Origin of the sequence: Neisseria animaloris, assembly GCF_900637855.1 — a bacterium.
In the GTDB taxonomy this organism is placed as follows: domain Bacteria; phylum Pseudomonadota; class Gammaproteobacteria; order Burkholderiales; family Neisseriaceae; genus Neisseria; species Neisseria animaloris.
The window spans coordinates 1,985,082-2,010,787 of record NZ_LR134440.1; the positions used below are offsets into that span (position 1 = coordinate 1,985,082).

General features: G+C 51.9%; 24 protein-coding genes and 3 pseudogenes. 11 read left to right on the forward strand and 16 right to left on the reverse strand.

Going from position 1 to position 25,706, the window contains the following annotated elements; translation table 11 throughout:
• Positions 1-355: 355 nt before the first annotated feature.
• The 3 genes from EL216_RS09325 to EL216_RS09335 form a co-directional block, all read right to left on the reverse strand.
• Positions 356-718 (reverse strand): YbaN family protein, encoded by a 363-nt coding sequence (locus EL216_RS09325; RefSeq protein ID WP_085391084.1) that lies wholly within the window; start codon positions 716-718, stop codon positions 356-358.
• A gap of 12 nt (positions 719-730) precedes the next feature.
• Positions 731-1,297: a DUF1415 domain-containing protein gene (locus tag EL216_RS09330; RefSeq protein ID WP_085391083.1), complete on the reverse strand. Its 567-nt coding sequence runs from the start codon at positions 1,295-1,297 to the stop codon at positions 731-733.
• Between the two features lie 132 nt (positions 1,298-1,429).
• Positions 1,430-1,915, reverse strand: a complete 486-nt coding sequence (locus EL216_RS09335; RefSeq protein WP_085391082.1) for an Lrp/AsnC family transcriptional regulator — start codon at positions 1,913-1,915, stop codon at positions 1,430-1,432.
• A 369-nt stretch (positions 1,916-2,284) separates the two neighbouring features.
• On the opposite strand from EL216_RS09335, the gene EL216_RS09340 reads away from it, so the two are divergent.
• Complete coding sequence (locus tag EL216_RS09340) at positions 2,285-4,498, forward strand: RelA/SpoT family protein (protein WP_085391081.1); 2,214 nt, start codon at positions 2,285-2,287, stop codon at positions 4,496-4,498.
• Between the two features lie 79 nt (positions 4,499-4,577).
• On the opposite strand, the gene EL216_RS09345 is transcribed toward EL216_RS09340, so the two are convergent.
• From EL216_RS09345 to queC, 4 genes are all read right to left on the reverse strand, one after another.
• The gene (locus tag EL216_RS09345; RefSeq protein WP_085391080.1) at positions 4,578-4,856 is read right to left on the reverse strand and encodes a hypothetical protein; all 279 of its coding nucleotides are present in this window, start codon (positions 4,854-4,856) and stop codon (positions 4,578-4,580) included.
• A 150-nt stretch (positions 4,857-5,006) separates the two neighbouring features.
• The gene (locus tag EL216_RS09350) at positions 5,007-5,639 is read right to left on the reverse strand and encodes a 7-carboxy-7-deazaguanine synthase QueE (protein WP_085391079.1); all 633 of its coding nucleotides are present in this window, start codon (positions 5,637-5,639) and stop codon (positions 5,007-5,009) included.
• Positions 5,640-5,643: 4 nt separating this feature from the next.
• Entirely contained in the window at positions 5,644-6,066 is a 423-nt protein-coding gene (gene queD / locus EL216_RS09355; RefSeq protein WP_085391078.1) for a 6-carboxytetrahydropterin synthase QueD, read from the reverse strand.
• Positions 6,067-6,157: 91 nt separating this feature from the next.
• Positions 6,158-6,808, reverse strand: coding sequence for a 7-cyano-7-deazaguanine synthase QueC (gene queC / locus EL216_RS09360; protein ID WP_085391094.1), 651 nt, complete (start codon positions 6,806-6,808; stop codon positions 6,158-6,160).
• A gap of 533 nt (positions 6,809-7,341) precedes the next feature.
• Here queC and EL216_RS09365 point away from each other — a divergent pair.
• The 5 genes and pseudogenes from EL216_RS09365 to EL216_RS09385 form a co-directional block, all read left to right on the forward strand.
• Positions 7,342-8,634, forward strand: a complete 1,293-nt coding sequence (locus tag EL216_RS09365) for a YadA C-terminal domain-containing protein (protein ID WP_085391077.1) — start codon at positions 7,342-7,344, stop codon at positions 8,632-8,634.
• 277 nt (positions 8,635-8,911) lie between these two features.
• Positions 8,912-9,033 (forward strand): annotated as a pseudogene (locus EL216_RS11480) (CDP-alcohol phosphatidyltransferase family protein); the annotation flags it as partial.
• A gap of 29 nt (positions 9,034-9,062) precedes the next feature.
• Entirely contained in the window at positions 9,063-9,206 is a 144-nt protein-coding gene (locus EL216_RS11485) for a DUF2238 domain-containing protein (RefSeq protein ID WP_282956168.1), read from the forward strand.
• A gap of 205 nt (positions 9,207-9,411) precedes the next feature.
• Positions 9,412-11,154 (forward strand): bifunctional alpha/beta hydrolase/class I SAM-dependent methyltransferase, encoded by a 1,743-nt coding sequence (locus tag EL216_RS09380; protein WP_085391076.1) that lies wholly within the window; start codon positions 9,412-9,414, stop codon positions 11,152-11,154.
• Between the two features lie 55 nt (positions 11,155-11,209).
• A pseudogene (locus tag EL216_RS09385) lies at positions 11,210-11,491 on the forward strand (phosphatidate cytidylyltransferase); the annotation flags it as partial.
• 69 nt (positions 11,492-11,560) lie between these two features.
• Here the strand turns inward: EL216_RS09385 and ubiM are convergent.
• Positions 11,561-12,745 carry a 5-demethoxyubiquinol-8 5-hydroxylase UbiM gene (gene ubiM / locus EL216_RS09390; RefSeq protein ID WP_085391075.1) on the reverse strand — a complete coding sequence of 395 codons (1,185 nt, stop codon included), beginning with the start codon at positions 12,743-12,745 and terminating at the stop codon, positions 11,561-11,563.
• A 302-nt stretch (positions 12,746-13,047) separates the two neighbouring features.
• Entirely contained in the window at positions 13,048-14,664 is a 1,617-nt protein-coding gene (gene rmuC / locus EL216_RS09395; protein WP_085391074.1) for a DNA recombination protein RmuC, read from the reverse strand.
• Positions 14,665-15,109: 445 nt separating this feature from the next.
• Between rmuC and EL216_RS09400 the strand changes: the two genes are divergently transcribed.
• On the forward strand, positions 15,110-16,432 hold the full coding sequence (locus EL216_RS09400; protein WP_085391073.1) for a transferrin-binding protein-like solute binding protein: 1,323 nt from the start codon (positions 15,110-15,112) through the stop codon (positions 16,430-16,432).
• 161 nt (positions 16,433-16,593) lie between these two features.
• Here the strand turns inward: EL216_RS09400 and EL216_RS09405 are convergent, their stop codons facing one another.
• Positions 16,594-18,390, reverse strand: a complete 1,797-nt coding sequence (locus EL216_RS09405) for a bifunctional chorismate-binding protein/class IV aminotransferase (RefSeq protein WP_085391072.1) — start codon at positions 18,388-18,390, stop codon at positions 16,594-16,596.
• Positions 18,391-18,591: 201 nt separating this feature from the next.
• On the opposite strand from EL216_RS09405, the gene ppk2 reads away from it, so the two are divergent.
• Positions 18,592-19,521 (forward strand): polyphosphate kinase 2, encoded by a 930-nt coding sequence (gene ppk2 / locus EL216_RS09410; RefSeq protein ID WP_085391071.1) that lies wholly within the window; start codon positions 18,592-18,594, stop codon positions 19,519-19,521.
• 87 nt (positions 19,522-19,608) lie between these two features.
• Here ppk2 and dapB read toward each other — a convergent pair whose 3' ends face one another.
• The gene (gene dapB, locus EL216_RS09415) at positions 19,609-20,421 is read right to left on the reverse strand and encodes a 4-hydroxy-tetrahydrodipicolinate reductase (protein WP_085391070.1); all 813 of its coding nucleotides are present in this window, start codon (positions 20,419-20,421) and stop codon (positions 19,609-19,611) included.
• Positions 20,422-20,433: 12 nt separating this feature from the next.
• Positions 20,434-20,823, reverse strand: coding sequence for an outer membrane protein assembly factor BamE (locus EL216_RS09420; protein ID WP_085391069.1), 390 nt, complete (start codon positions 20,821-20,823; stop codon positions 20,434-20,436).
• An 82-nt stretch (positions 20,824-20,905) separates the two neighbouring features.
• Here EL216_RS09420 and fur point away from each other — a divergent pair.
• The 3 genes and pseudogenes from fur (at position 20,906) to dapD (ending at position 23,320) form a co-directional block, all read left to right on the forward strand.
• Positions 20,906-21,408, forward strand: a pseudogene (fur, locus tag EL216_RS09425) (ferric iron uptake transcriptional regulator).
• 134 nt (positions 21,409-21,542) lie between these two features.
• Positions 21,543-22,274 carry a leucyl/phenylalanyl-tRNA--protein transferase gene (aat, locus tag EL216_RS09430; protein ID WP_085391067.1) on the forward strand — a complete coding sequence of 244 codons (732 nt, stop codon included), beginning with the start codon at positions 21,543-21,545 and terminating at the stop codon, positions 22,272-22,274.
• 227 nt (positions 22,275-22,501) lie between these two features.
• On the forward strand, positions 22,502-23,320 hold the full coding sequence (gene dapD, locus EL216_RS09435) for a 2,3,4,5-tetrahydropyridine-2,6-dicarboxylate N-succinyltransferase (protein WP_085391066.1): 819 nt from the start codon (positions 22,502-22,504) through the stop codon (positions 23,318-23,320).
• Between the two features lie 151 nt (positions 23,321-23,471).
• On the opposite strand, the gene EL216_RS09440 is transcribed toward dapD, so the two are convergent.
• From EL216_RS09440 to gmhB, 4 genes are read right to left on the reverse strand one after another with little or no spacing between them, the layout of a single operon-like run.
• The gene (locus EL216_RS09440) at positions 23,472-24,146 is read right to left on the reverse strand and encodes a M48 family metallopeptidase (RefSeq protein ID WP_085391065.1); all 675 of its coding nucleotides are present in this window, start codon (positions 24,144-24,146) and stop codon (positions 23,472-23,474) included.
• On the reverse strand, positions 24,143-24,322 hold the full coding sequence (locus EL216_RS09445) for a hypothetical protein (RefSeq protein ID WP_085391064.1): 180 nt from the start codon (positions 24,320-24,322) through the stop codon (positions 24,143-24,145). Before EL216_RS09445 ends, EL216_RS09440 begins: the two co-directional genes overlap by 4 nt.
• Before the next feature lie 43 nt (positions 24,323-24,365).
• On the reverse strand, positions 24,366-25,100 hold the full coding sequence (locus EL216_RS09450) for a lysophospholipid acyltransferase family protein (protein ID WP_085391063.1): 735 nt from the start codon (positions 25,098-25,100) through the stop codon (positions 24,366-24,368).
• Between the two features lie 23 nt (positions 25,101-25,123).
• Positions 25,124-25,702, reverse strand: coding sequence for a D-glycero-beta-D-manno-heptose 1,7-bisphosphate 7-phosphatase (gmhB, locus tag EL216_RS09455; protein WP_085391062.1), 579 nt, complete (start codon positions 25,700-25,702; stop codon positions 25,124-25,126).
• Positions 25,703-25,706: the final 4 nt, after the last annotated feature.

Sequence of the window (25,706 nt, forward strand, 5' to 3'; positions counted from 1 at the left end):
CTTTAAAAATTAAAGTCCAGATTTACTTTGGGAAACAGCTTTGAAAAGCGGTAATGTGGCAAATTGTAAAAGAAAAACAATGCTGGTTCCAGTTTTCACGGGTTTTTGTTAATGCTTTTTACACAATTCAGGTGGCTTGAGAGAGACTTTCCTTCTAAAAACAGGAAATTGCGTTAAATATTTAAAGGTCTGTCAGAAAAGGAGGAATAAGGTTTCAGACGGCAATTTTCCGAAAAATTAGAGTACGGTATTGAAATTTATGAACCGATCAGGACATGCGGGTGCCTACACCCGCATGTCCGTGCGGTGCGGATAACCCGTATCTGACGTTTAAAGAAAAAATGATTTTTTTGACTCAGGCATGCGGAAGCCGCCACATCCATACGGCGACGCAGAAGCAGAATATCGATGAAACGGCGGCTACCCACCAGCGTTCGGGAAATTGCCACCATAGAAAAGTACAAGAGGCAGTCATCATTGAAAAGGCGAACAGCTTGGCTCTTTTGGGAACGGCACGCCGTTCTTCCCAGTCTCTAACCATGGGGCCGAAGAAGTGGTGCTGGTGTAGCCAACGATGGAAGCGGGGCGACGCTTTGGCCCAGCATGCGGCCGCTAAAATAACAAAAGGCGTAGTCGGCAACACAGGCAGGAAGATGCCGATAATTCCCAAGAGCAGCGCAAGTGCGCCAAAGAGCCAGAATACAGAACGTAAGACCATAGTTTTCCCTAATTATTTTTTATGAACGGGACAACGCGGAATATTTAAATCATCCCAGCCTTGTTGCCCCATTTCTTCTAAAAGTTTAATGTTCCGCCCGAAAATGGTCTCCGCATCGGGAAACGATTCGGCCGCTCTGCTGATGCTGCTTTCACGGATGAGATGCAGGGTGGGGTAGGGGGAACGGTTGGTGTAATTACTGATGTCGTTTGCGTCGGTACCCTCAAACTGAAAATCGGGGTGGAATGGTGCAATCTGAATCACACCTTCCAAACCGTTTTCTGCAACCGCTTCATCGGCAATATCCAGCATATCGTTAAAAATGAAAAAATCACCGAATAAAGAGGGATGAACCAACAAAGAGGTTTCGATTTCATTTTCAGAAGCGGCGGAGAGTAATTGCAACTCACGGTCGAGGTCTTCCAAGAAACCATCCAAATGCTTGGCATGGCTTACTGCGATACGCACACGGTTTTTTACGTATGGCGCTTTGGCAAACGGGCAGAAGTTCAAACCGATAACGGCTTTTTCCAGCCATTGGCGGGTATGGTCGATAACGGTTTCGTCGGAGACTGACATTGAGTGTATATATTTACTTATATCAAGAATAATTTCTAATAATAAAGCTTTTCGGTAATAAAAGAAACAGGCCGTCTGAAAGCCGGTTTAAACTTTCAGACGGCCTGTTTTTCTTTCAGCCAAGTGCTGCCGTCAATCTTGCTGCTGCAAATGACTGAGCGGCAAAGCAGTTGTACTTTTGATTTCTTTCAATACAAAACTTGATTTGGCATCTTCAACGCCCGGATGCGAAAGCAAAGTGTCAAGCACAAAGTGCGAAAACGCATTCATATCGGTGAAGAATGTGTGCAGTAAATAATCGGTTTCACCGGTGAGTGCGAAGCAGCTCAACACTTCGGGCCAGCTTTGTACTGCGGTCGAAAAATTATCACGTGCTTCACTGGCCTTATCGATGGAAACGCGGATAAATGCCTGCAAGCCGAGTTGCACGGATACAGGAGAAAGCAAAGCTGCATATTTTCGGATGATACCTGCGTCTTCCAACTGTTTGAGTCGGCGCAAACAGGGGGAAGGCGACAGAGCCACGCGTTCCGAAAGCTCCACATTGGTCAGGCGGCCATTTTCCTGTAAGACTTGTAAAATTTTAAGATCGGTTTTATCTAAAGTAATTTGTGCCATGCTGATACCTTTTTTTCTTCTGGATGGGTGTTGTGCCGGAAGCACAGTCTTAATATATTCTAATTTAACTTAACGCACAATAGTCTAAAAAACATAGCTTTTTAAAATTATGTGTAGCGATATAAACTGTTTCTGGTTCATTTTGTTAAAAGGCCGTCTGAAAAGACTTTTCAACGGCAGATAATCTTTGCAAAACGGGTAAAGCACGGCTTGCAGATTCGGTAGCAGAGTATTACGGCGAACAAGGCTCCGGAGCGGTAACGCAATATAAGGTGCAACCCCTTAAACGATTCGATTTTCCAGTTATATCAAACAGCCGGCTCAACCTGCTACAATAGCCTTTCCATAAAAAATCCGTCGGGCAAAACAATGGCTAATATCAGACAAGTCCCCAGCAGCATCACTCCTGATTTGGACAACTACCGCCGGTGGTTTGACGGGTATGTTGCCAAACTTCCCGCAAACGATGCCCAATTATTGCTGAACGCCCGCAAACTTGCCGAGCAGTATTATCCTTTTGATGCATTTACGCCTTACGGCGAGCCTTTGCTCGGCAATCTTATGGGAGCCGCCCAATTGGTGGCCGACATGGATTTGCTTCCCGATGCCGTAGCCGCCACCGTTTTGGCCGATATTTCTTCTTATTGCGGCAACTGGCAGGAATTGGTAACCGGACAATGCAACGCCACTGTGTGCAATCTGGTAAAAGGTATCGACGAAGTGCAGAAGCTCACGCAGTTTGCCCGCGTGAACAACCTCAACACTCCCGAAGAGCGTGCCCAGCAAGCCGAGAGTATGCGCAAAATGCTGTTGGCGATGGTGTCCGATATCCGCGTGGTGTTGATTAAGCTCGCCTTACGTACCCGCACTATGCACTTTATCGGCACGCTGCCCGACAGCGAAGAAAAGCGTGCTTTGGCCAAAGAAACGCTGGATATTTTTGCACCGTTGGCCAACCGCTTGGGCGTGTGGCAGCTCAAATGGCAGCTCGAAGATTTGGGTTTTCGCCATCAAAATCCCGAAAAATACCGCGAAATCGCCCGTTTGCTTGATGAAAAACGCACCGAACGGTTGGAATATATCGAAGATTTCCTGCAAACCTTGCGAACCGAGCTGGACAAATACGGCATCCACTACGACGTGGCCGGCCGCCCCAAGCATATCTATTCCATTTACAAAAAAATGGTTAAGAAAAAGCTTGATTTCGAAGGGCTTTACGACATCCGCGCCGTGCGGATTCTGGTGGATACCGTGCCGGAGTGCTATACCACGCTCGGTATCGTCCACAGCCTGTGGCAACCCGTGCCGGGCGAGTTTGACGACTATATCGCCCAGCCCAAAGGCAACGGCTATAAGAGCCTGCATACCGTGATTGTCGGGCCGGAAGACAAAGGCGTGGAAGTGCAGATCCGCACGTTCGAGATGCACCAGTTCAACGAATTTGGCGTGGCCGCCCACTGGCGTTATAAAGAAGGCGGCAAAGGCGACAGTGCCTACGAGCAGAAAATCGCTTGGTTGCGGCAACTGCTCGACTGGCGCGAAAACATGGCTGACAACGACCGCGAAGACTTGGCATCCGCCTTCCGCACCGAGCTGTTTAACGACACCATTTATGTGCTGACCCCGCATGGTAAAGTATTGTCGCTACCGGCGGGGGCAACACCGATTGATTTTGCCTACGCACTTCACAGCAGCATCGGCGACCGCTGCCGCGGTGCCAAAGTGGAAGGCCAGATTGTGCCGCTTTCCACCCCGCTCGAAAACGGCCAGCGCGTCGAAATCATTACCGCCAAAGAAGGAAAACCGTCGGTAAACTGGCTGTACGAAGGTTGGGTGAAAAGCAATAAGGCCATCGGCAAAATCCGTGCGTTTATCCGCCAGCAAAACGCCGATGCCGTGCGTGAAAACGGCCGCAACCAGCTCGACAAACAGTTGGTAAAAGTATCGAACAAACCCAATTTGCAGGATCTGGCGGAAAAACTCGGCTTCAAAAAAATCGACGATTTATACACTGCCGTAGGGCAGGGCGAAATTTCCCCGCGAGCCATCCAGAAAGCCTGCGGCACATTGGTGGAACCGCCTCCGGAGCCGTTGAGCGAAACCACCATCGTCAAACAGTCTAAAATCAAAAAAGGCGGGCACGGAGGCGTGTTGGTCGACGGCGAAGACGGTTTGCTGACGACGTTGGCAAAGTGTTGCAAGCCGGCTCCGCCCGACGACATCGTCGGTTTTGTTACCCGCGAGCGCGGCATTTCGATACACCGCAGTAACTGCCCGTCGTTTCGGCATCTTGCCGAGCATTCGCCCGATAAAGTACTTACCGCAAGTTGGGCGGGGGAGCAGGAAGGACAGGTATTTGCCGTCGATATCGAAATCCGTGCCCAAGACCGTAGTGGCCTGTTGCGCGACGTATCCGATACCCTTGCCCGCCACAAGCTCAACGTAACCGCCGTGCAAACCCAATCGCGCGATTTGGAAGCCAGTATGCGGTTTACGCTTGAAGTGCGTCAGGTAAACGACCTACCGCGGGTGCTGGCGAGCTTGGCCGAAGTCAAAGGCGTGTTGAGCGTAACGCGCTTATGATGGCTTTTAACCTGAAGCAGAAATGAAGAGGCCGTCTGAAAATATTTTTTCAGACGGCCTTTTTGCCAAATTGTAGAACCTACTGCTGCATTGAAGCCGCGCCAACCCCCATTCCGAAAACCAGAACCGCTGCAATCACGATCGAAACCAACATAAACAATAATTGTGCTTTGCAGAAATTCGCTTTGCTCGGATTGGTGCCGCTACTGAACGCCCATACCAATAACATAATAATGTTTACCAGCGGAATCATGAGTACAATTAGCGTAACAATCCATTCTCCCAAGCCGACTGCAGGTGCAACGGCGTTTTGATACACGCGGGATAAATTAGTGCGATGTTGTTGAATATCAGACATTTCGTTTTCTCTCGGCAATTCATTAAAAAATAAATGAGTTGTGGATTTTAGTGTATAACCTTCCCGTTTGACAAACGAAACAAGAGGCCGTCTGAAAAATTTTAGCGAAACCCGCAAAGCCCGTTTCAGACGGCCTTTTTTTGATGGCGGCTATTCGATTCCCGCCCATTTATGCGTTTGCACGCTCAATTGCCAATGCACGGGAGCATTGGGGCGGCTGTTGAGCAGACCGATTTGGCGGATGGTATCGTAAATGTTCATTTCGCCGTTTTGCTCGCAGGGCGAGAGATAGTAATGCTTGGCACGGATTTTGTGCTCCATACGTTCGCAAAACGCCAGTACGTCGCCGTCGGCCACGATGCGTACTTCGTCGGCGGTTGCGATGCACTGCTTTTCGTATTTTTCGGCATAGCAGGCTTTGGGGCTGGTGGCGACAAAATCAATCTGTGGCGGCGCAGGGTTGAGGCCGTTGGTTTCGATGCAGAGCGTGTAGCCTTCGGTTTTCAGTGCATCGAGCAGAATATCGACGTGCGGCTGAATGGTGGGTTCGCCGCCGGTGATAATGATATTGCGGGCTGTATGGTTCTTCAGACGGCCTAAAATATCCTGCAAACTCATCATGTTGAATGTGAGGTAATCGGTGTCGCACCATGAGCAGGCGAGGTTGCATTTGCCGAGGCGGATGAACACTGCGGGCATACCGGTGTTGTAGCCTTCCCCTTGCAGGCTTTCAAAAATTTCAACGATGCGGTATTGCGGGTTTTCGGGGCGGATTTTGGTCATGGCGTTATTCCCCTTCGTATTCCGCGCAAGACGTGGGCGTTTCCCACAAGCGGATCAGGTTTACGGGCAGGCCGGCGTTTTTCAGACGGCCGAATATTTCCACCGTCATGTTTTCGGCGGTGGTGCGGAAACCGAGCCGCAGGGTTTTCATGTTCCAGCTTTCGAGCAGGGCGGCGATTTGGCTTTCGCGCGGGTTGTTGCCGTTGTAGATAAAGGCGTGGTCGAACGGCTCGATAATGGTGCGTTTGACGATGGTTTTGAGGTCGGAGAAGTCCATCACCATGCCGTCTTTTGCACCGCCTTGAATGAGGCCGTCTGAAACCGTGACTTCGAGCTTATAGGTGTGGCCGTGCAGGTTTTGGCATTTGCCGTCGTGTCCGTCGAGCATGTGCGACGAATCGAATGTGAAGATTTTGGTGATTTTCATGGTGGGTTTGGTTTGGGGTTCAGGCCGTCTGAAACGGGTTTTGCTAAAACCCGTTTCAGACGGCCTTTTTTGTTTTGGAAAGATAAGGCGGTTAACGTGAAGCGAGATATTCCGCCAGCCCGCGTTCGCGCAGCACGCAGCTTGGGCATTCGCCGCAGCCGCCTTCCACGCCGTGATAGCAGGTGTGGGTGTGTTGGCGGATGTAGTCGAGGCAGCCCAAGCGGTCGGCCAACGCCCATGTTTGCGCTTTGGTGAGATACATCAGCGGCGTGTGGATTTGAAAGGCGTAGTCCATCGCCAGATTGAGCGTTACGTTCATCGATTTCACGAATACGTCGCGGCAGTCAGGATAGCCCGAAAAGTCGGTTTCGCATACACCCACGATGATGTGCTTGATGTTTCGGCTTTTGGCGTAAATGGCGGCGTAGAGCAGAAACAGCGCATTGCGGCCGTCGACAAAAGTATTCGGCACACCGTTTGAGGCCGTCTGAATTTCTGCTGTGCCGTCCATTAAAGCGTTGTGGGTGATTTGCTGCATCAGGCTTAAATCAAGCACGGTTTGCGCGATGTCTAAATCTTCGGCAATCCAACGGGCGCGTTCCAGCTCGATGGCGTGGCGTTGCCCGTATTGAAACGTGATGGCCTGCACATTTTCGCGGCCGTAGGTTTGAACCGCCTGAATCAGGCAGGTAGTGGAATCTTGGCCGCCTGAAAAGACGACCAGAGCTTTTTCGTTTTGCATTTGGGTTCCTAGTTTTGGTATCGCGGGAGGATTTCGAACCGCGTGGAAAGAATCGCCTAATTGTACAGCAAAAGCACCCGGGCCGTCTGAAACGGAAGAGGGCACGGGTTTAAAAAACACCTGCATTTTGCTAAACCGTTTCGCAGCAAACACAGCTTCGGCGGGCAAGGCCGTCTGGAAAGTAAATGTCATCCCCGGCATTTGCTTTTCAGACGGCCTTTATTCGTCCGGTATGGTTGGTAAAGTTAAGGCTCTAAAAATAAATATTTGAAACAAATATGCTTTTTAATTGTGTTGCATTATGTAGTCAAAAAAAAACGTTTAAAAGTTAATGGGTTGTGAAAAAGTTCCTGTTTAGGGGTAAATTTTCTGTAAGTTTTCTTTGTATTATTACGTCATTCCAGAAAACGTGGGCAGGGAGTAATGCCGGGAGACATTGTCTACAGTAATCTGGTGCTCTGAAGTATTTTTCACTGGGCGGGCAAACCTGCCTGATACTGTTTTTTTTACTCAAACATGAAGGAAATCTCAAAATGAAAAAACAATCATTCAATACTTTACTTTCATTGACCGCAGCGGCAGTACTGACTGTGTTTGCCGGCCAAGCTCAAGCGCAGAATAATGCAGATTTGGCGAAGAAAGTTGAGCAAAATGCACAAGATATCAAAAAAAATCAAGGTACTATTGGAGGTTTGGCTGCATTATCAGGTTTAAATCATGGTGCTGTTAAAACTCTTGAACAGCGTGAAAGAGAAGGTAGACAACAGCGTGAAGCACAGCAAAATGCCATCAATAAAATCAACGCAGATTTGAGCGCAGCACAAAAAAATATTAACGGTAATCAAATTAACATTGATTCGCTTAGAGACGGTTTGTCAAAACAGGAAGATCAGGTTAGAAATCATACTCAACGGTTGAATCAGCTGCAAGCGGGTGCAACTGAGCAAGATAAACAAATCAAAGCCAACAAAGATGCCATTGAGCGCATTTCTCTCGGTAAAGGTGTGGATCCTGAAAAAGTGAAACAAATCAGCAACAATGCCGATGCCATCAAGAGCAATAATATTGTTATCAATGGCAATACCAATGCTATCAAGCTCAACACCGAGGATATCGAAACCAACAAAGCAGGTATCGCAGCCAACAAACAGGCTACCGAAACCAACAAGAATGCCATCAAGAGCAATTCTATTGTTATCAATGGCAATACCAATGCTATCAAGCTAAACACTGAGGATATCGAAACCAACAAAGCAGGTATCGCAGCCAACAAGCAGGCTACCGAAACCAACAAGGCCGACATCGCAGCCAACAAACAGGCTATCGAAACCAACAAGAAGGTTATCGATAGCAATACCAATGCTGCCAAGCTCAACGCCGAAAATATCGAAACCAACAAGACTGGTATCGCTGCAAACAAACAGGCTACCGAAGCCAACAAAGCCGCTATTGCCGCCAACCTTGCCGCCATTAACCGTCTTACTCAAAGCAGCAGTTTAGATCCGAAACGTTTGGAAAGCGTTGAAGCGAGAACCGCACAAAATGCCGCCAAAATCCAACAGCTGGATAAGAAGGTTAACGATTTAGATAAAGAAGTGCGCCGCGGTTTGGCTTCCCAAGCTGCATTGGGCGGATTGTTCCAACCTTACAACGTAGGCAAACTGAACGTTTCCGCAGCCGTTGGCGGCTACCGTTCTGAAACTGCCGTTGCCGTGGGTACCGGTTTCCGCTTCAACGAACACTTCGCTACTAAAGCGGGTGCGGCGTTCAATACCAAAAAAGGCGGTAGCGCATCTTACAACGTAGGCGTGAACTTTGAATGGTAATCTGAATTGGTTTAAATGCCGATAACAAAAGTGCCGGATAGCAATATCCGGCACTTTTTTGTTTTTTAGAGCGTAAGCCCGCTGTCCTGCCGCATCACGGAGCGGCGAACGGTTCGGGCGGAAAGAACCGCGTTGTTTTCTACCGAGAGAAAAGGGAATTGCCCCGCAGTCATATAAATATACCGCTGGGGTGGAATTGGGATGCCTTTGTTTTGAAACTGATAAGATACGGTTAAGTTTTTTCAGACGGCCTCTTTAGCGATACGGGTATCCGCTTATGGGCAATTATGCCCTCAAGCCCAAGTTTTTCAAAACCTGCTGCGCCCGTTGGTGCGGAGCCTGTATGTGCGCGGTGTTGCCGCCAATCAGGTAACGCTGTTTAGCCGTGCGGTTTCGGTGCTGCCTGCCGGGGGCAGCGTTATGCGTGTATGCCGATACGCCGCCGCATGTGCAGCATGAAGCTGGCGTTTTTCTTTTCGCTGTTTTTCATTATGGGCGTGGCGGCGGCTTATGAAATCATCGAGGAGCAGTATGCCGTGCTGGAAGGCGGGGGGCAGGTATCGGGTTTTTAGGTTCGCAAGGCGACATTTGAGATATCCGGAAAGATATGTCGGCAGATACGCTGGGCGCGCTGACGGCACCGGCGGTCTGTCTGCTTGCCCGACCCGACAAGCGTATGAAAACCGTCCCGTAATGGTTCAGACGGCCTCTTTTCCTTAATGTGTATGTGTAAGGATGCAAGCCGTTTGTTTTATCCCTTCCGATTAAGGAAATATCATGCAAGAACTGCAAAAAACGTTTACAGCTTCCGACGGCACGGAGCTGTTTTACCGTTACCGCCCGGCTGAGAACGGCAGCGGCGATAAGGCCATCGTTTTATTCCACTGCGGGCACGAGCACTCGGGCCGCATGATGTTTGTGGCCGACGAGCTGGGTTTAGACGACTTCGCCTATTTCGCGTGGGATGCACGCGGCCACGGCCACAGCCCCGGCGAGTGCGGAGACAGCCCCGGCTTCGGCACATCGGTTGCCGACATCCAAAGTTTTATCCGGCACATCAGGTGCGAATACGGCATCAAACCTGAAAACATCGGCGTGATCGCCCAAAGCGTAGGCGCGGTGCTGGTGTCGGCATGGTTGCATGATTATGCGCCCAAAATCCGCTGCGCCGTGCTGGCCTCGCCCGCATTCAAGGTTAAACTTTATGTGCCGTTTGCCCGTATCGGCCTGAAACTGATGAAGAAATGGCGCGGCAACTTTTTTGTGAACAGCTATGTTAAGTCGCACTACCTGACCCATGATCGAGAGCGGCAGCGGAGCTACGACAATGACCCGCTGATTGCACGTGCCATTTCCGTGCGTACTCTTTTGGGCCTGTATGATGCCGCCGAGCGCGTGGTGGCCGATGCCCAAGCCATTACTACGCCGATACAGCTGTTGGTGTCCGGCAGCGATTGGGTGGTGCATCACAAACCGCAGCACGATTTCTACAACCACCTCGGCAGCCACATTAAAGAACGCCATATTTTCAGCGGCTTTTATCACGATACTCTTGGCGAAGAGAACCGCGAATTGGCGTTTGTGGAAGTGCGTCGTTTTATCCGCGAACGCTTCGCCGAAGCACTGGAAACCGTAGACGTTACCTGCGCCCATATTCACAGCGACAGCCGCCGCGAGGCCGACGAACTGGCCACGCCGTTGTCGCCGTTTACCTTGCACGGCGCATATTGGGCGGCTCTGCGCTGGTTGGTCGGACTCGGTGCCAACTGGAGCGAAGGCTTGAGAATCGGCAAAGAAACCGGCTTTGATTCCGGCAGCACCCTTGATTATGTGTACCGCAACCAACCGCAAGGTACCAATAAATTCGGCGAAGCAGTCGATAAATATTATCTGAATGCCATCGGCTGGCGCGGTATCCGCCAACGTAAAGAAAACATCGGTAAAGCCATTCAGACGGCCTTTGCCCGATTGCGTGAACACGGCAAACCCTTGCATGTGTTGGACATCGCTTCAGGTCGCGGCCGCTATGTGCTTGATGCGCTTACTGCCGAAAGCTTGCCCGACAGCGTGCGCCTGCGCGATTACAGCTCTGTAAACGTAGAAGCGGGGCGCAAGCTGATTGCCGAACGTAAGCTGCAAAACATTGTTATTTTTGAAGAGGTTAATGCCTATAACCGCGCCAACTACCAAAACCTCAACCCGCGCCCCACGCTCGGTATCGTTTCCGGCCTGCACGAGCTTTTCCCCGATAACGACTTGATTATGCGTTCGCTCAAAGGCTTCCGCGATGCACTTGAATACGGCGGCTGCCTTATCTACACCTGCCAGCCGTGGCATCCGCAACTTGAAATGATTGCCCGTGTGCTGACCAGCCACAAAGAAGGCAGCCCCAATTGGGTAATGCGCCGCCGCAGCCAGCAGGAAATGGATCAGCTGGTGGAGCTGGCGGGCTTTAAGAAAATCCACCAATGGATTGATGAAGACGGTATCTTTACCGTGAGTTTGGCCGTGAAGGAGTAGAGGCCGTCTGAAAACCATGAAGCCCGCGTTTAAAACCACTTTCATCAAACTCTTAGTAGCCGGCACGGTGGGCGCCATTGCCTCTGCCGTGCTGGTGGCGGTGTTGATGTCGCCGATTACGCCGTTTTCGCCAGTTCAGGCGGCTTTGATCGGGCTGGTGATTTGTTTGATGGGCTTTTTCGGCGGTTTGGTAATGTCGGCCATCAAACGCGATTACGGTGTGAAAGATTGGAGCAATATGATTCAGGGCCACGGCGGTATGTTGGATCGGGCGGGTTCGGTCTGTTTCGCCGCGCCGGTGTTTTTCCATATCGTGCGTTATTTTTGGCACGGGTAGGCAGGATAAGTAAAAAGGCCGTCTGAAAACTTCTTTTCAGACGGCCTTTTTGAAACCTTTCCCCTGTTATCAGCCGGTTAGCTGGTGGGTAATCAGTTTTTTAAGCGGCGGCAGGTTGTTACTCACGCGCAGAACCAAGCCGCGCAGCAGTTTGGCGGGCGGGGTTTCGTTGGTAAACAGCTTCAGCAGCATATTGGTGCCGTGATAGAGCGGGCGCGACTGGAGCATATGTTTGCTATCGTATTGCGAAAGCAGCGACGCGGCTCCGATGTCTTTGCCTTGTTTGGCGGCATTGAGCACCAGCTTGGACAAAATATCGGCACTGGAAAGGCCGAGGTTGAAGCCGTGGGCGGTAACGGGATGCATGCCTACGGCGGCATCGCCGATTAACGCGCTGCGCGTACCGTAAAAACGTTGGGCGTGCATGCCGACCAACGGGTAGGAGTGGATGGTGCTGGCCAGCTCCATATCCCCCAAGCGGCCGCCCAGTTGTTTTTTAACGCTGGCGGCGAGTTCTTCCGGACTGAGGTTTTGAATGCTTGCCGCTTGGTCGCTGTCTACCGTGAGCACGGTGTTGGTTAAGTGCTCTTCCAGCGGCAGCAGGGCGATGGTGCGGCCGTAGTGGAAGCATTCGTAAGCGGTATGCTGATTGGAAAGGGTGTGCTTCATGCGGCAGACGAACATGGTTCGGCTGTAATCGTGCATATCGGAAGCGATACCGAGCTGACGGCGTGTTTGCGAAAAGCGGCTGTCGGCGGCAACCAGCAGGCGGGCGGTTAGGGTTTCGCCGTTTTCCAACACTACTTCGGCTTTTTCGGGGCCGGTTCGGACTTCTTTCACACCGCTGCCGCACTCAATCGAAACATTATCCAAGTTGCAAACCACATCATAAGCAGCCTTGCGGATGTTGTGGTTGGAAACCAGATAGCCCAAGCAGTCGGCGGGCTTGCCGCGGGCCTCGGTGGGTTGCGGGAAGTGCAGTTGGTAGGAAGACTGCCCGTTCAATACTTTGGCATCACGCAGCGGGTAGATTTCGTTTTCGGGAATAAGCTGCCACATGCCGAGCTGTTGCATGATGGCTTTCGACGGATGGGTAAGGGCGATTTCGCGGCCGTCGTAGGCAGGGTTTTGCAGTGATTCCGAAGAGCTTTTCTCAATTATTGTTACGTTTAGCCCGCTGTTTGCCAGTGCCGCGGCAAAGCTTAATCCGGCAGGGCCTGCACCAACAATGATGATGTCGCTATGAAAATTCATGGACCGATTCCTTTGAGTATGAAATTTTGTTTAGGATAAACCAAAAGATGCAGATAATGTGGAGGTTTTTTGTCTGTTTAGTGCCTGTTTAATATAAGTCAAATCGAAAAGCGGCGGATTATGGCCGAATGATACGTTATTTTGAGTTTATGCCGGGTTTCATTCGGCTGTCCCGCAAAATGAGGAAGATGTGCAGCGGCCGTTTGAAAATCTTTTAGCGGAACGCGCAAAGCTCGTTTTAGCGAAACTCGCAAAGCTCGTTTTCAGACGGCCTCTTTGTTGCGGGATCAGTACGGGGAGGATCAATCCGTTTCTACTTCGCTGCCGTTTTCATCAGGGGCAACCAGCTGCCGTTCCGGTTCCTGTGCACGTTCCGCCAAACTTTTTTCAAGCTGTTTCGAGGCTTTTACGCCCAGTTTGCGCAGTTTTTCGGCGCGGTTCACCAGATTGCCTCGGCCTTCGGAAAGCTGTTTGAACGCGGCTTGGTATTGGCTTTGCGCCTGCTCGATGTTTTTGCCGACGCTCTCCAGCGTGGTGACGAAGCCGACGAATTTGTCGTAGAGCTTGCCGCCTTCTTCGGCGATGGCGATGGCGTTTTGGTTTTGCTGCTCGTTGCGCCAAATATTCGCCACCGTGCGCAGCGTCGCCAGCAAGGTGCTGGGGCCGACGGGCATGATGCGTTTGTCGAAGCACTCTTGAAACAGGTTGTCGTCGTGCTGCAAGGCCAACAGGTAGGCGGGTTCGACGGGGATGAACATAAACACGAAATCAAGCGTGTTCACGCCTTCGATATGGCTGTATTGCTTGAGCGACAGGCTCTTGATGTGGTTGCGGACGCTGGCGGCATGGGCGGCGAGTGCGCGTTCGGCTTCTTCGGGCGTTTGCGCCTGCGTGTAGCGCACATAGGCGGTGAGCGATACTTTGCTGTCGATGATGATTTGCTTGTTGTCGGGCAGGTTGACCAGCACGTCGGGTTGCAGGCGGCGGGTGCTGCCGTCTTCTTCGTGGCGCACGGAGGCCGCCTGAACAATATATTCGCGCCCTTTCACCAAGCCGGAATTTTCCAGCACGGTTTCCAGAATCATTTCGCCCCAGTTGCCCTGCGTTTTGTTTTGCACGCCGGTGAGTGCGTCGGTGAGGGCTTTGGCATCGGTGTGAAGCTGGGTGTTGAGGGTTTGCAGGCGTTTGAGTTCGTTTTCAAGCGTGAGCCGTTCTTTGGCTTCTTTTTCGTAAGTGCTTTGCACCAGCTCGCTGAATTTGCCCATGCGCTCGTTAAGCGGAGTGAGCAGACGGTTGATGTTTTCGGTGTTGTGTTCGGTAAAACGTTTGGTTTTTTCTTCGAGAATGTTGTTGGCGAGATTTTGGAATTGGTCGGTTAAGCTTTGGCGCGCTTCGGCCAGCAGGGCGAGTTTTTCTTCCGAGGCAAGGCGTTCCTGCTCGATTTGGGTGTGCAGGCGTTCGTTGCGCACGTTCAAATCGGCCACGGTTTGCTGCAAACCGGCATATTCTTCTTTCAGACGGCCTAATTCGCCCTCGCGCGCCTGCAAGCCTTCGATGTGCTGTTTGGCGGCGGCAAAGCGGCTGTGGATTTCCTGCATTTCGGCCTGCAAATCCTGCGCGTGGCGGCGGCTTTGCGCCAGCTCGTTTTGCAGCGGCTCGATCTGGCTGCTGCGCGTTTCGGCGGCGGCAAGAGCGGTTTGGGCCGTCTGAAACTGCTGTTGCAGGGCATCAAGCGCGTTTTCCGCCTCGGCCTGCTCGCGGGCTGCGAATTGGTATTGCTGGGTGCGCTCGGCAAGCTGGCCGTTCAAGCGGTTTTGCTCGGCCTGATGTTTGTTGCGCAAAACCAGCCAAGTGATAAGGATGCCGAAAAAGGCGGCGGCAAGGGCGGTGAGGATGAGGTAAAGCGTAGGTGTGTCCATAATGAAACAGGCCGTCTGAAAATGATAAAGCGCGTGCACTATATCATGTTTCAGACGGCCTAGAGCCAAGTAAAACGGTTATTTTTCAGAGGCTTTGGAAGGGGAGGTTTAAGATGCAGGCTTCGTTACTTCGTCGGAGACCAAGCAACTTGAATTTATGGCTTAGTGTTTGGGGGCCTTCTGATTGGTAAGCGTCGTATGGCAGAGGAAAAAAGATATATGCGGATTTAAATTTAAAGTATTTGTGATGATATTTGAAAATTTATAATAAGGATTGATAATTATTATTATTTTTTGATAAAATTAAAGAAATACTAATAATGTTATTAATTATTGTATTTTAAATGGATAAAGCAGATCGTAAATTTGTTTTTAATGGTTTCGGTTAATTTATCTTTTTTTACACACATTTTTTTTAAGTTTCTTAACTAGAAAGAGTAGCTCAGTGAAAAAATTATCATTGCAAGCAGTTTTAGCGGTTACATGCGCTATTGTTTTAAATGCATGTTCTTCAGGGGGCGGTTCTGCACCGGCTTCTTTATCTACACCCCAAAATAATCAAAATCAGGCACAAAATCAAAAAGAGGAGAAAGAGGAAGCCGAACGTAAAAAAACCGAAGAACAGGCTAAAGCAGAGGCTGAGCGCAAAAAAGCCGAAGAGTTAGCCAAACAAGAAGCCGAACGTAAAAAAGCCGAAGAGTTGGCCAAACAGGAAGCCGAGCGTAAAAAAGCCGAAGAGTTGGCCAAACAGGAAGCCGAACGCAAAAAAGCCGAAGAGTTGGCCAAACAGGAAGCCGAACGCAAAAAAGCCGAAGAGTTGGCCAAACAGGAAGCTGAACGTAAAAAAGCCGAAGAGTTGGCCAAACAGGAAGCCGAACGCAAAAAAGCCGAAGAGTTGGCCAAACAGGAAGCTGAACGTAAAAAAGCCGAAGAGTTAGCTAAACAGGAAGCCGATCGTAAAAAGGCTGAAGAAGATGCTAAAAATCAAGCCAACAATAATCCGAAACCTCAACCGGAAAAAGGCGGTTTGTTTGCAGAGGCTTTGGCAAAAGGCTTTGCTGCCAATAATTCTAAAAAAGCGGGTTTTATGGACAGTAAATCTGTGAACGGTATCTTATTGAGCATCGACAATGCCAGCGGTACAGTAACCGGCCAGCTTCCTCCAAAGACCGAAGCATTCAACGAACTCGTGCTCAACGGAACTAAAATCCTTTTATTGGCTGGAGCAAGGGACAAATTGAATCAAATCGGTATGCGCCCCTTGGCTGAACGTGATTTCCCTAATGGTGGCTATAAAGCGGAAGGTAAAGGTTTGGTCGGCAGTACCGGAGATGAACGTGCCGGAAACTTCCAAGATGTCCGTTACGGCGTTTATACCGTTGACGGCAAATCACATCTGTTTGTACAAGGTAATCCGAGTGCATGGCTGCCTTCGGCAAAATATTCCTACAGTGGTAATGCGGTTTACGGTAAAGACGGCGAATACAGCAGGGCCAAAACTGATGCAATTGTAGATTTTGCTAAAAAAACAGTTGATATAACCATCACCCCGCCGAGTGTTGCCGGTAAAGCTGCCCCTTCTCCGTTGCAGTTTGGTGGAACCATCAACGGCAATATCTTTAGCGGTACTAAAAACGGTATTGAAACTAAGGGTGGTTTCTTCGGCGGTGGCGGTGCTGATTTAGGTGGCGTTTACAATGTTAAAGAAGGCGAGCATAAAGGCTACAATGGAGCCTATGGCGCATCAAACCGTCAGATTGTCAAATAATTACTATTAATTTGCAAAATCGGAACCTCAAAATAAAAGGTTCCGATTTTTTATTCTGAAATAAAGGCCGTCTGAAAAAACTTTTCAGACGGCCTTAGTTTTATTGGGTGGGCACAGCTTTTTTGCCCTGATGTTTGTGTGATATTTGAAAATACACAGGACTATGCGTTTTCAATTTTCACCGGAAACACGCCGCGCAAGGCATTGCTTAGGCGGATTTCGTCGGCCTGCATCAACATTTCGCGGTTGATGCGGCTTTGGTGCACGGTGTCGGTACCGAGATGGGTTTTCGGGTCGGCGAGTACGGCTTGGCGCATCACGCCGTTGAGGATGTCCAAATCCAATGCGGGGGTGTGCCATTCGTTGCCGAGGCGGATAAAGACGTTGCTGCGACCGCCTTCGAGCAGGAGGCCGTCTGAATTGAAAAACAGGCTGTCAAACGCGCCTTGCCGTTCGGCTTGCTGCCAGCCGTGGTCGTAGATGCTGCGGCAGGTGGTTTTGAAGCGGCGCAGGTAGTTTTGCGGCGGCAAAGAAGTTGCGGACAGGCATACCGTTTGCTCGGGCGGCAATTCGTTGAGCGGCGCATGGCTGAGACTGAGGCCGTCTGAAGGGTTTAGGGCGGCTTTGACGCGGTAAAGGCCGTGGTCGGGCAGTTGGGCGAGATAGCTGTGTATCTGCTGTTCGATACTATCGGGGAACGGCAGGTTCAGGGCGGCGGCGGATTGTTTCAGACGGCCTATGTGCAGGAGCAGCAGCGGGCATTGTTTTTGCTGCACGCGCATGGTTTCGAAGATGCCGAATTCGGGGGCGAGATCGGTAAGGAAACGGGCTTTCCAGCGGCATTCGGTGTATTCGTCGGCAGGCACGCTGTCGGCGACGATGCCGGAGCCTACTCCGTACACGCCGCGGTAGAGGCCGTCTGAAAGCGGAGTAAGCTGCAAGGTGCGTATCACGACGTTGAGGGTGCCGCTGAATCCCAAACCGCTGTCGCAGGGGTTGAGAAAGCCGATACTGCCGGTGTAAAGGCCGCGCGGGGCGGTTTCGATGTCGCGGATAATCTGCATGCTCATGCGTTTGGGTGCGCCGGTAATCGAGCCGCAGGGGAAGGCGGCGCGGATGATGTCGGCGGCGCGGGTGTTCGGTTTGGCTTGCGCTTCGATGGCGGTGGTCATCTGCCACACGCTGCCGAAGCGGGATACTTTAAAAGGTTCGGGCACGCGCACCCGGCCGGTTTGGGCGATTTTGCCAAGGTCGTTGCGTAGCAAATCGACAATCATGATGTTTTCGGCGCGGTTTTTGGGGTCGGCCTGCAAATCGCGCGCGCGTTGCTCGTCTTGCCCGTCGTTGAGGATGGGGGCAGTGCCTTTCATGGGTTCGGTGGTGATGAGGCCGTCTGAACCGATATTCAGGAAGAGTTCGGGCGAAAAGCATAATGTCCAGCGGCTTTGCCCCTGATGGTCGGGCAGGCAGCTCAGGGCAGCGTAAGGCACGGGCTGGCGCAGGCGGCGGTAAAGTTTTATGGGGTTGCCGTAGGCGGTAAGGTGCAGGCGGGTGGTGTAGTTGATTTGGTAGGTGTCGCCGCGGGCGATGGCCGCCTGAATATCGCGCACGGCTTGCAGATAATCGGCCTCAGCGGTGTCGCTTGCGGGTGTGCCGATGCCCGCCGGTTGCGTTTCTCCGCCGTGCTGCGCCAGCCATGCTTCGGGGTCGGTTTCGGTGCAGCGTTCAAACCAATGCAGGGCGAGATGGGAGGGCGGTTGTGCGGGCAGGTTGAGCAGCGGCAGGCCGAATTCGTAGTCGGCAAACAAAACGGCGTGCCAACCTTGCTGCCAGCCTTCGCGCAGGGCGGCATCCAGTCCGTCGATATCGTCGGCGGTGAAAAAACGGCTGCCGGTGTGGATTTGGTAAAGTTGGGCGCGGTTGGCGGCTGCGTCGTCTAAAAGCGCAAAATGGGGCATGGCGGGTAGCGTGGATAAAAGGCGTTATTATAACGGCAATGGGCGGCTGCCGACGGCTTTTTCGGTGCGCGGACTATGTGGCGGCAGGGCAAAAAGTGCTGTAATTTTCCGTAGCGTTTTTTGTTTGTTTATGTAAATAGGAGTAGAATAGTTCTAAAGAATTAAACATTTCCAAATCAATTGACATACAAGGAGCGCTGCATGACCGATCACCAGTTAAAGCCGTTCGAGCAAGTTCATCTGGGGGAGAAAAAAGAAGAATTAAAGGTTTTTGAAAAAGCAGTTTTGGAACACAAAGGCCGCATTACCAATGAAGATTCCAGCTCCGCTCCTTTGCCGGAAAGTTATCCTTACCGCACGCGCATGAGCCGCAGTGTTTATGAGAGGGAAAAGAAAAAGCTGCAAATCGAGTTGTTGAAAGTTCAAAGCTGGGTAAAAGAGTCCGGTCAGCGTATCGTAAGCCTGTTTGAAGGCCGTGATGCGGCGGGCAAGGGCGGTACGATCAAGCGTTATATGGAGCATTTGAACCCGCGCGGTGCGCGCGTGGTGGCTTTGGAGAAACCGACCGAAACCGAACGAGGCCAATGGTATTTCCAGCGTTATATCCAAAACTTGCCGACAGCGGGCGAAATGGTGTTTTTCGACCGCTCGTGGTATAACCGAGCGGGAGTGGAGCGCGTGATGGGCTTCTGCCAGCCGCACGAATATCTACTGTTTATGCGCCAAACGCCCGAATTCGAGCGTATGTTGGTTTCCAGCGGTATCCATCTGTTTAAATTCTGGTTTTCGGTAAGCAGGGAAGAGCAGTTGCGCCGCTTTATTTCCCGCCGCGACGATCCGCTGAAACACTGGAAACTTTCTCCCGTCGATGTTCAGTCGCTTGATCGTTGGGACGATTACACCGATGCGAAAAACGCGATGTTCTTCCACACCCACACAGGCGACGCGCCGTGGACAATCGTTAAATCGGACGATAAAAAACGTGCACGTTTGAACTGCATCCGTTATTTCCTGCATGCGTTGGATTATCCGGGCAAAGATGAAAAAGCCATCGGGGAAGTGGATCCGTTGATTGTGAAAGTGCCGGATACCAAGTTTGCCGACAACAATTTTGATGTGATTGCGGATTAATATTCTGGTGGCACGAATTGTCTGTTTAATTGGAGAAGGCCGTCTGAAAAGATTTCAGACGGCCTTCATATTGATTTATTCAAACAATTATCGGTTTTTCAGCCCCAGTACATCCTGCATGTCGAACAGACCGTGCGGATGGTTGCGCAACCATACGGCGGCGCGTACCGCTCCGGCGGCAAACGTCATGCGGCTGCTGGCTTTGTGGGTGATTTCCACACGCTCGCCGTCGGTAGCGAAAAGGGCGGTGTGGTCGCCGACAATATCGCCGCCTCGCACGGTGGCAAAGCCGATGGTATTCGGGTCGCGTGCGCCGGTATGCCCTTCGCGACCGTAAACGGCGCATTCTTTCAGGTTGCGGCCGAGAGCGTTGGCAATCACTTCGCCCATACGCAAGGCCGTGCCGCTGGGAGCGTCGACTTTGTGGCGGTGGTGGGCTTCGATGATTTCGATGTCGTAGCCTTCGTTCAGCACGCGAGAAACCGTATCGAGAATGTGAAAGGTGAGGTTTACGCCCACGCTGTAATTGGCAGCGAATACAATGGCGGTTTTTTCAGAGGCCGTCTGAATAGCGGCTTTGCCCGCTTCGTCGAAACCGGTGGTGCCGATAATCATTTTTACGCCTGCCGCCGCACACTTTTCAATGTAAACTAAGCTCGGTTCAGGGCGGGTGAAGTCGATTAATACGTCGCTTGCCTTCAGCACGGCATCAATATCGCTGCTGATGGCGATACCGGTGTTGAGGCCGACGGCGTATCCGGCATCCAAACCGATTGCGGCGGAACCGCTGTGCTCGAGCGCACCGCTCAATACGGTGCCGGGATGGCGGTCAATCGCTTCCATCAATACGCGCCCCATGCGGCCGTCTGCACCGGCAACGGCTACTTTCAATGCGGTCATGTTGCAGTCCTGTTACTGTTGTTGCGCTTTTTGGGCGGCCGCTTCTTCAGCTTGAAGTTGCTGAATGGCGTATTCGATGGCGTTGCCTTCTGCTTTAACCAGTTGGTTATTGCTGAAATGCAGGGTCAGGGTGCGTATATCTTCCACTACGCCGTTGCGGGCGACGTTGTAAGTGTAATCCCAGCGGTCTGCATGGAACGGGTCGCGCAGCAGCGGCGTGCCGAGCATAAGCTGCACTTGGTCGCGGCTCATGCCGGGTTGCAGTGATGCGACGGCACGGGCATCAAGATGGTTGCCTTGTATGACTTTGAGTTTATAGGAAGGAAACAGGGATACCCGTTCGGCTGAACAGGCTGCTAAGCCCAGTAGGGCGGCTAGGGCAAGACATAAGGTTTTGTTCACGGTTTTGCCTTTCGTTGAAAATCCGTTAGGTGTCAGTATGCCCGAAAAGGTTCGGGCAATTGAAAGCCTCTATCATCTTATAGTGGGCAAAGGAGCCAAAAGTGCGTATTATAACGAGAATAGCACCACACGGGAAAGGATACAATTATGGAAAATAATTTCAACAATATCGCGCAGTTAAAAGACAACGGATTGAAAGTAACCGGTCCGCGCCTGAAAATTTTAGACCTTTTCGAAACGCATGCCGATGCACATTTGAGTGCCGAAGACGTTTACCGCATTTTGTTGGACGAAGGCATTGAAATCGGTGTGGCCACTATTTACCGTGTGCTGACCCAGTTCGAGCAGGCCGGTATTTTGCTCCGCCATCATTTTGAAACCGGTAAAGCGGTGTACGAGTTGAACCAAGGCGATCATCACGACCATATCGTGTGCGTGAAATGCGGCGTGGTAACCGAGTTCCACAATAAAGAAATCGAGGAACTGCAAGAGAAAATCGCCGAAGAAAACGGCTACCGTGTTGTCGACCATGCTTTGTATATGTACGGTATCTGCGGAAATTGCCAAAAGAAAACCCCGCGCTGAACATAAAATACCGTTTTTTTCAGACGGCCTTAATGATATTGAGGCCGTCTGAAACGTATAAGGCCACGGTAAATCCGTTCCGCCGTAATCAGATTTTCCAATCTATCGTGCCGTTTTTTCAAACCGCCTGACACATGGATATTCCTTTACTCAACCGTAACAGCAAAGCTTTTCCCGATGTGCGTGAGGCCATCGAGCAGCGGGAAGGGTTGGTGGCCGTGGGCGGCGATTTGAGCCCCGAAAGGTTGCTGACGGCGTATCCGCAGGGCATCTTTCCGTGGTTTTCAGACGGCCAACCCGTGTGCTGGTGGGCATTGTCGCCGCGTACCGTGCTGTATCCCGAAAAAATCCATATCGGCCGTTCGCTGAAAAAAACTTTACGTAACAAACCTTATGTGGTTACCGTAAACGAAAACTTTCCCACCGTGATTGCCGCCTGTGCCGCTGCTCCGAGGGCGGAACAGCACGGCACATGGATTACTTGGTCGATGCAGCAGGCCTATACCCGGCTGCATGAAATGGGGCATGCCCATTCGTTTGAGTGTTGGTATCCTGATGGAAACGGCCGTCTGGAACTTGCCGGCGGTTTGTACGGTGTGCAGATTGGACGGATGTTTTTCGGCGAATCGATGTTTGCTTTACGGGACGATGCTTCTAAAATCGCCTTTGCCCATGCCGTTCCGTATTTGGCGCAATGCGGCATCGGGTTGATTGATTGCCAGCAAAACACGCACCATTTGGCGCGGTTTGGGTCGGAACAGGTGCCTTTTGAGGATTTTCAGACGGCCTTGAAGAAGTTGACTGAAATGCCGCTGCGTAAAAAAATAAACAGGCATTTGGTTGCTTATAACGGTATTGATGTATAGCAGATTGTTTTACGGAATTGTTATGTGCCGGTGCTGCGGTTTTCCCGGCATAAAACTTTTGCTAAAGTTGTCGTCTGCATCGCGTGTTTGCGTTGCATGTTGCCCGGGCATCGGCTTGCTCCGCACGGGTGGCGTTGCAAAAGTTTAGGCATATAATGCCGTCTGAAGGGCTTTTGCCTGTTTTTCAGACGGCCTCCGTTTCCATTTAACCAACTCAGGACAGAATCATGTCATTACAAAACATCATCGAAACAGCATTTGAAAACCGGGCCGGTATCACGCCCGCTACCGTTACCGAGGAAGTGAAAGCGGCAGTTGAAGAAACGTTGAAACAGCTTGATGCCGGCACTTTGCGTGTTGCCGAGAAAAAAGACGGCAAGTGGGTGGTGAACGAGTGGGCGAAGAAAGCCGTGTTGTTGTCGTTCCGCATTCAAGACAATGAGGTGCAAAACGACGGCGTGAACCAGTATTTCGATAAAGTGCCGACCAAATTTGTCGATTGGAGCGAAGAAGAATTTAAAACCGCCGGTTTCCGCGTCGTGCCTGGCGCGGTGGCACGAAGGGGCAGCTTCGTGGCGAAAAACGTAGTGCTGATGCCTTCTTATGTGAACATCGGCGCGTATGTGGACGAAGGTACGATGGTGGACACTTGGGCTACTGTCGGTTCGTGTGCACAAATCGGTAAAAACGTGCATTTGAGCGGCGGTGTAGGCATCGGCGGCGTATTGGAGCCGTTGCAGGCCAGCCCGACCATCATTGAAGACAACTGCTTCATCGGCGCGCGTTCGGAAATCGTCGAAGGCGTGATTGTAGAAGAGGGCAGCGTGATTTCGATGGGCGTGTACATCGGCCAATCGACCAAAATTTACGACCGCGAAACCGGTGAAATCCACTACGGTCGCGTGCCTGCCGGTTCGGTGGTGGTGTCGGGCAGCCTGCCGAGCAAAGACGGCAGCCACAGCCTGTATTGCGCGGTGATCGTGAAGAAAGTGGATGCGCAAACCCGCGCCAAAACCAGCGTGAATGAATTGCTGCGCGGCGTTTGATCGGGTGTAAACCGTATCGTCGGATAACGACAGAGGCCGTCTGAACATGTTTTCAGACGGCCTCTGTCGTTCCGGGGTGGTTGCAGAAGTTGCATTTTATGATTCCGAGGTTCCGCCGTTACGGTGGGGACGGATGGCGGTATTGCCTGCATCAATCCAGCAGAAACAGCTCGGTGCCGTGTTGTTTCAGCCATTGCTTGGCATCGGCGGTATGGGGCGTGTGGCGGTTGACCAGCGTCCAAAACCGCGGACTGTGGTCGGGATGGGGAAGGTGGCAAAGTTCGTGGACGCACACATAGTCAATCACGAAATCGGGTGCGCCGATCAAACGCCAATTCAGACGGATGCCGGTGCGTTGTCGGCATACGCCCCAAAAGGTTTTGGCGTTGCTGAGGGCGGTGGCGGCGGGGAAGAGTTGCAGGGCGTGGGCGTGTTGCTGCAAACGCGGCAGCAGGGTTTCGGCGGCGCGTTCGGTGAGGAAGCGGCGCAAATGCGTTTTTTGCTGCGCCCACGGTTGTTCCGGCAGCAGAAAGTGCGGCGGTTGGTGGCTGATGTGGTGGTGCGTATGGGTGCGGAGTTGGTGGGGTTGGCCGCGATACCAAATGTGTTCGGGCGCGGGCGGTGTGTGCCGCAGGGTGCGCAGAACGAGTGCTTCGTTGTGTTGCAGCCACAGACGCAGTTGCCGTTCGCTCAGAAAAGGCGGAATGTTGATGCGGATAGCGGCTGCTGACAGCGGGCGCAGGATGATGTTTTTCTTGGCGCTACGTTTCAGATGGAGCGTGATGTCGAGGCCGTCTGAAAGGGTATGGGCAAGCTGCATGGTCAAATCAGGCCGAGATAATACAGCACGCAGCCGGTAATCACGGCGGCTCCGACGGCGAGCAGGGAGGTGCGGGCGTTCGCCGACACGCCTGCATCGCGCAGACTGCGGTTGAAATAAGCTCCACCGATCAGGGTAACCAGCAGGGCGAAGATGAGGGCGGAATAAGTGTCGCTGTTCATGGGTTGGTATGATGTTGTTGGGTGTGGAGGCCGTCTGAAATGTTCAGACGGCCTTTTTGGCGGCAAACGGCCCGGCGCCGTCGATTTTTTCCTGTTGGCATTCAATCCAGTTTTCGCATTGAGCCATCAACTCTTCGGGTGTGCCGCTGCTGTGGGCAACGGGTGTGCCGATGATTATGGTGATTTCGCCCGGGTATTTCAAAAACGAATTGCGCGGCCAAAATTCGCCGCTGTTGAGGGCAACGGGCACCAAATCCATCTCGAACATTTTCGCCATGCGTGCGGCGCCGAGCTTGTATTTGCCGCGCGTGCCGGGCGGCAGGCGTGTGCCTTCGGGGAAAATGGTAATCCAAAAGCCTTCTTTTTTACGCGCCAAGCCTTGCTCCATCAGCTGGCGGTTGGCTTGGGTGCGGTTGCTGCGGTCGATGCCGATGGTTTTGGCAAGTTTCAACCCCCAGCCGAAGAAGGGCAGTTTGAACAGTTCTTTTTTGGCCACGAAAACGTGCAGGGGAAAGATTTCTTGAAAAGCGAGCGTTTCCCAGCCCGATTGGTGCTTGCTGCAAATAATCGAGGGGCGGTCGGGGATGTTTTCTGCTCCGACCACGCGGTATTTGAGGCCGATGATGTGCTTGAGCATCCACACCAAAATCAGCGCCCAAGCGCGGCCGACGTGGTTGGCACCTTTGGGAATCAGGGCGGCGGGAATGATAACGGTGAACATCGGCGGGGTAATCAATACCAATACCAGCCAGTAAATCAGGTTGCGGATATAGAGCATCGGGAGCTTTCTTTAACGGGTTTTCAGACGGCCTGATGTTCTGCCGCCTGCTGGCGTGCGCTTTCCTGCATCAGGTATTGCGAAAAAGCCAGCAGGTTGTCGAAAATTTGCGTGCGTTCGGGCAGGTCGTCGCCTTGGTTTTCGAGCGTTTTTTTGCCTTTGCCGGTCAGCACCAGCGCGGATTTGCCGCCGACTGCGTCAATCGCCTGCAAATCGCGCAGGCTGTCGCCCACCAGCCAAGTTTCGGCGGCATCTGCGTTGAAACGTTCGATGATGTCGGTAATCATGCCGGGCTTGGGTTTGCGGCAGTCGCAGTTGTCGTCGGCAAGATGGGGGCAGAACCAGATGCCGTCGATTTTGCCGCCGGCCTGTTGTACCAAGCGGTGCATTTTGGTGTGCATTTCGGTCAGGTCTTGCAGGGTAAAGTATTTTCTGCCGATGCCGGATTGGTTGGTGGCCACGGCGATGGTGTAGCCTGCTTCGGTTAGGAAGGCGATGGCATCCATGCTGCCTTCGATGGGCACCCATTCGTCGACGGATTTTACGAAGTCGTCGCGGTCGTGGTTAATCACGCCGTCGCGGTCGAGAATAATCAGTTTCATGGTT

What these genes read in the sequence shown, in the direction of transcription:
- EL216_RS09325 (WP_085391084.1), bottom strand. Translation starts at nt 718, where the DNA reads ATGGTCTTACGTTCTGTATTCTGGCTCTTTGGCGCACTTGCGCTGCTC.
- EL216_RS09330 (WP_085391083.1), bottom strand. Translation starts at nt 1,297, where the DNA reads ATGTCAGTCTCCGACGAAACCGTTATCGACCATACCCGCCAATGGCTG.
- EL216_RS09335 (WP_085391082.1), bottom strand. Translation starts at nt 1,915, where the DNA reads ATGGCACAAATTACTTTAGATAAAACCGATCTTAAAATTTTACAAGTC.
- EL216_RS09340 (WP_085391081.1), top strand. Translation starts at nt 2,285, where the DNA reads ATGGCTAATATCAGACAAGTCCCCAGCAGCATCACTCCTGATTTGGAC.
- EL216_RS09345 (WP_085391080.1), bottom strand. Translation starts at nt 4,856, where the DNA reads ATGTCTGATATTCAACAACATCGCACTAATTTATCCCGCGTGTATCAA.
- EL216_RS09350 (WP_085391079.1), bottom strand. Translation starts at nt 5,639, where the DNA reads ATGACCAAAATCCGCCCCGAAAACCCGCAATACCGCATCGTTGAAATT.
- queD (WP_085391078.1), bottom strand. Translation starts at nt 6,066, where the DNA reads ATGAAAATCACCAAAATCTTCACATTCGATTCGTCGCACATGCTCGAC.
- queC (WP_085391094.1), bottom strand. Translation starts at nt 6,808, where the DNA reads ATGCAAAACGAAAAAGCTCTGGTCGTCTTTTCAGGCGGCCAAGATTCC.
- EL216_RS09365 (WP_085391077.1), top strand. Translation starts at nt 7,342, where the DNA reads ATGAAAAAACAATCATTCAATACTTTACTTTCATTGACCGCAGCGGCA.
- EL216_RS11485 (WP_282956168.1), top strand. Translation starts at nt 9,063, where the DNA reads ATGCCGATACGCCGCCGCATGTGCAGCATGAAGCTGGCGTTTTTCTTT.
- EL216_RS09380 (WP_085391076.1), top strand. Translation starts at nt 9,412, where the DNA reads ATGCAAGAACTGCAAAAAACGTTTACAGCTTCCGACGGCACGGAGCTG.
- ubiM (WP_085391075.1), bottom strand. Translation starts at nt 12,745, where the DNA reads ATGAATTTTCATAGCGACATCATCATTGTTGGTGCAGGCCCTGCCGGA.
- rmuC (WP_085391074.1), bottom strand. Translation starts at nt 14,664, where the DNA reads ATGGACACACCTACGCTTTACCTCATCCTCACCGCCCTTGCCGCCGCC.
- EL216_RS09405 (WP_085391072.1), bottom strand. Translation starts at nt 18,390, where the DNA reads ATGCCCCATTTTGCGCTTTTAGACGACGCAGCCGCCAACCGCGCCCAA.
- ppk2 (WP_085391071.1), top strand. Translation starts at nt 18,592, where the DNA reads ATGACCGATCACCAGTTAAAGCCGTTCGAGCAAGTTCATCTGGGGGAG.
- dapB (WP_085391070.1), bottom strand. Translation starts at nt 20,421, where the DNA reads ATGACCGCATTGAAAGTAGCCGTTGCCGGTGCAGACGGCCGCATGGGG.
- aat (WP_085391067.1), top strand. Translation starts at nt 21,543, where the DNA reads ATGGATATTCCTTTACTCAACCGTAACAGCAAAGCTTTTCCCGATGTG.
- dapD (WP_085391066.1), top strand. Translation starts at nt 22,502, where the DNA reads ATGTCATTACAAAACATCATCGAAACAGCATTTGAAAACCGGGCCGGT.
- EL216_RS09445 (WP_085391064.1), bottom strand. Translation starts at nt 24,322, where the DNA reads ATGAACAGCGACACTTATTCCGCCCTCATCTTCGCCCTGCTGGTTACC.
- EL216_RS09450 (WP_085391063.1), bottom strand. Translation starts at nt 25,100, where the DNA reads ATGCTCTATATCCGCAACCTGATTTACTGGCTGGTATTGGTATTGATT.
- gmhB (WP_085391062.1), bottom strand. Translation starts at nt 25,702, where the DNA reads ATGAAACTGATTATTCTCGACCGCGACGGCGTGATTAACCACGACCGC.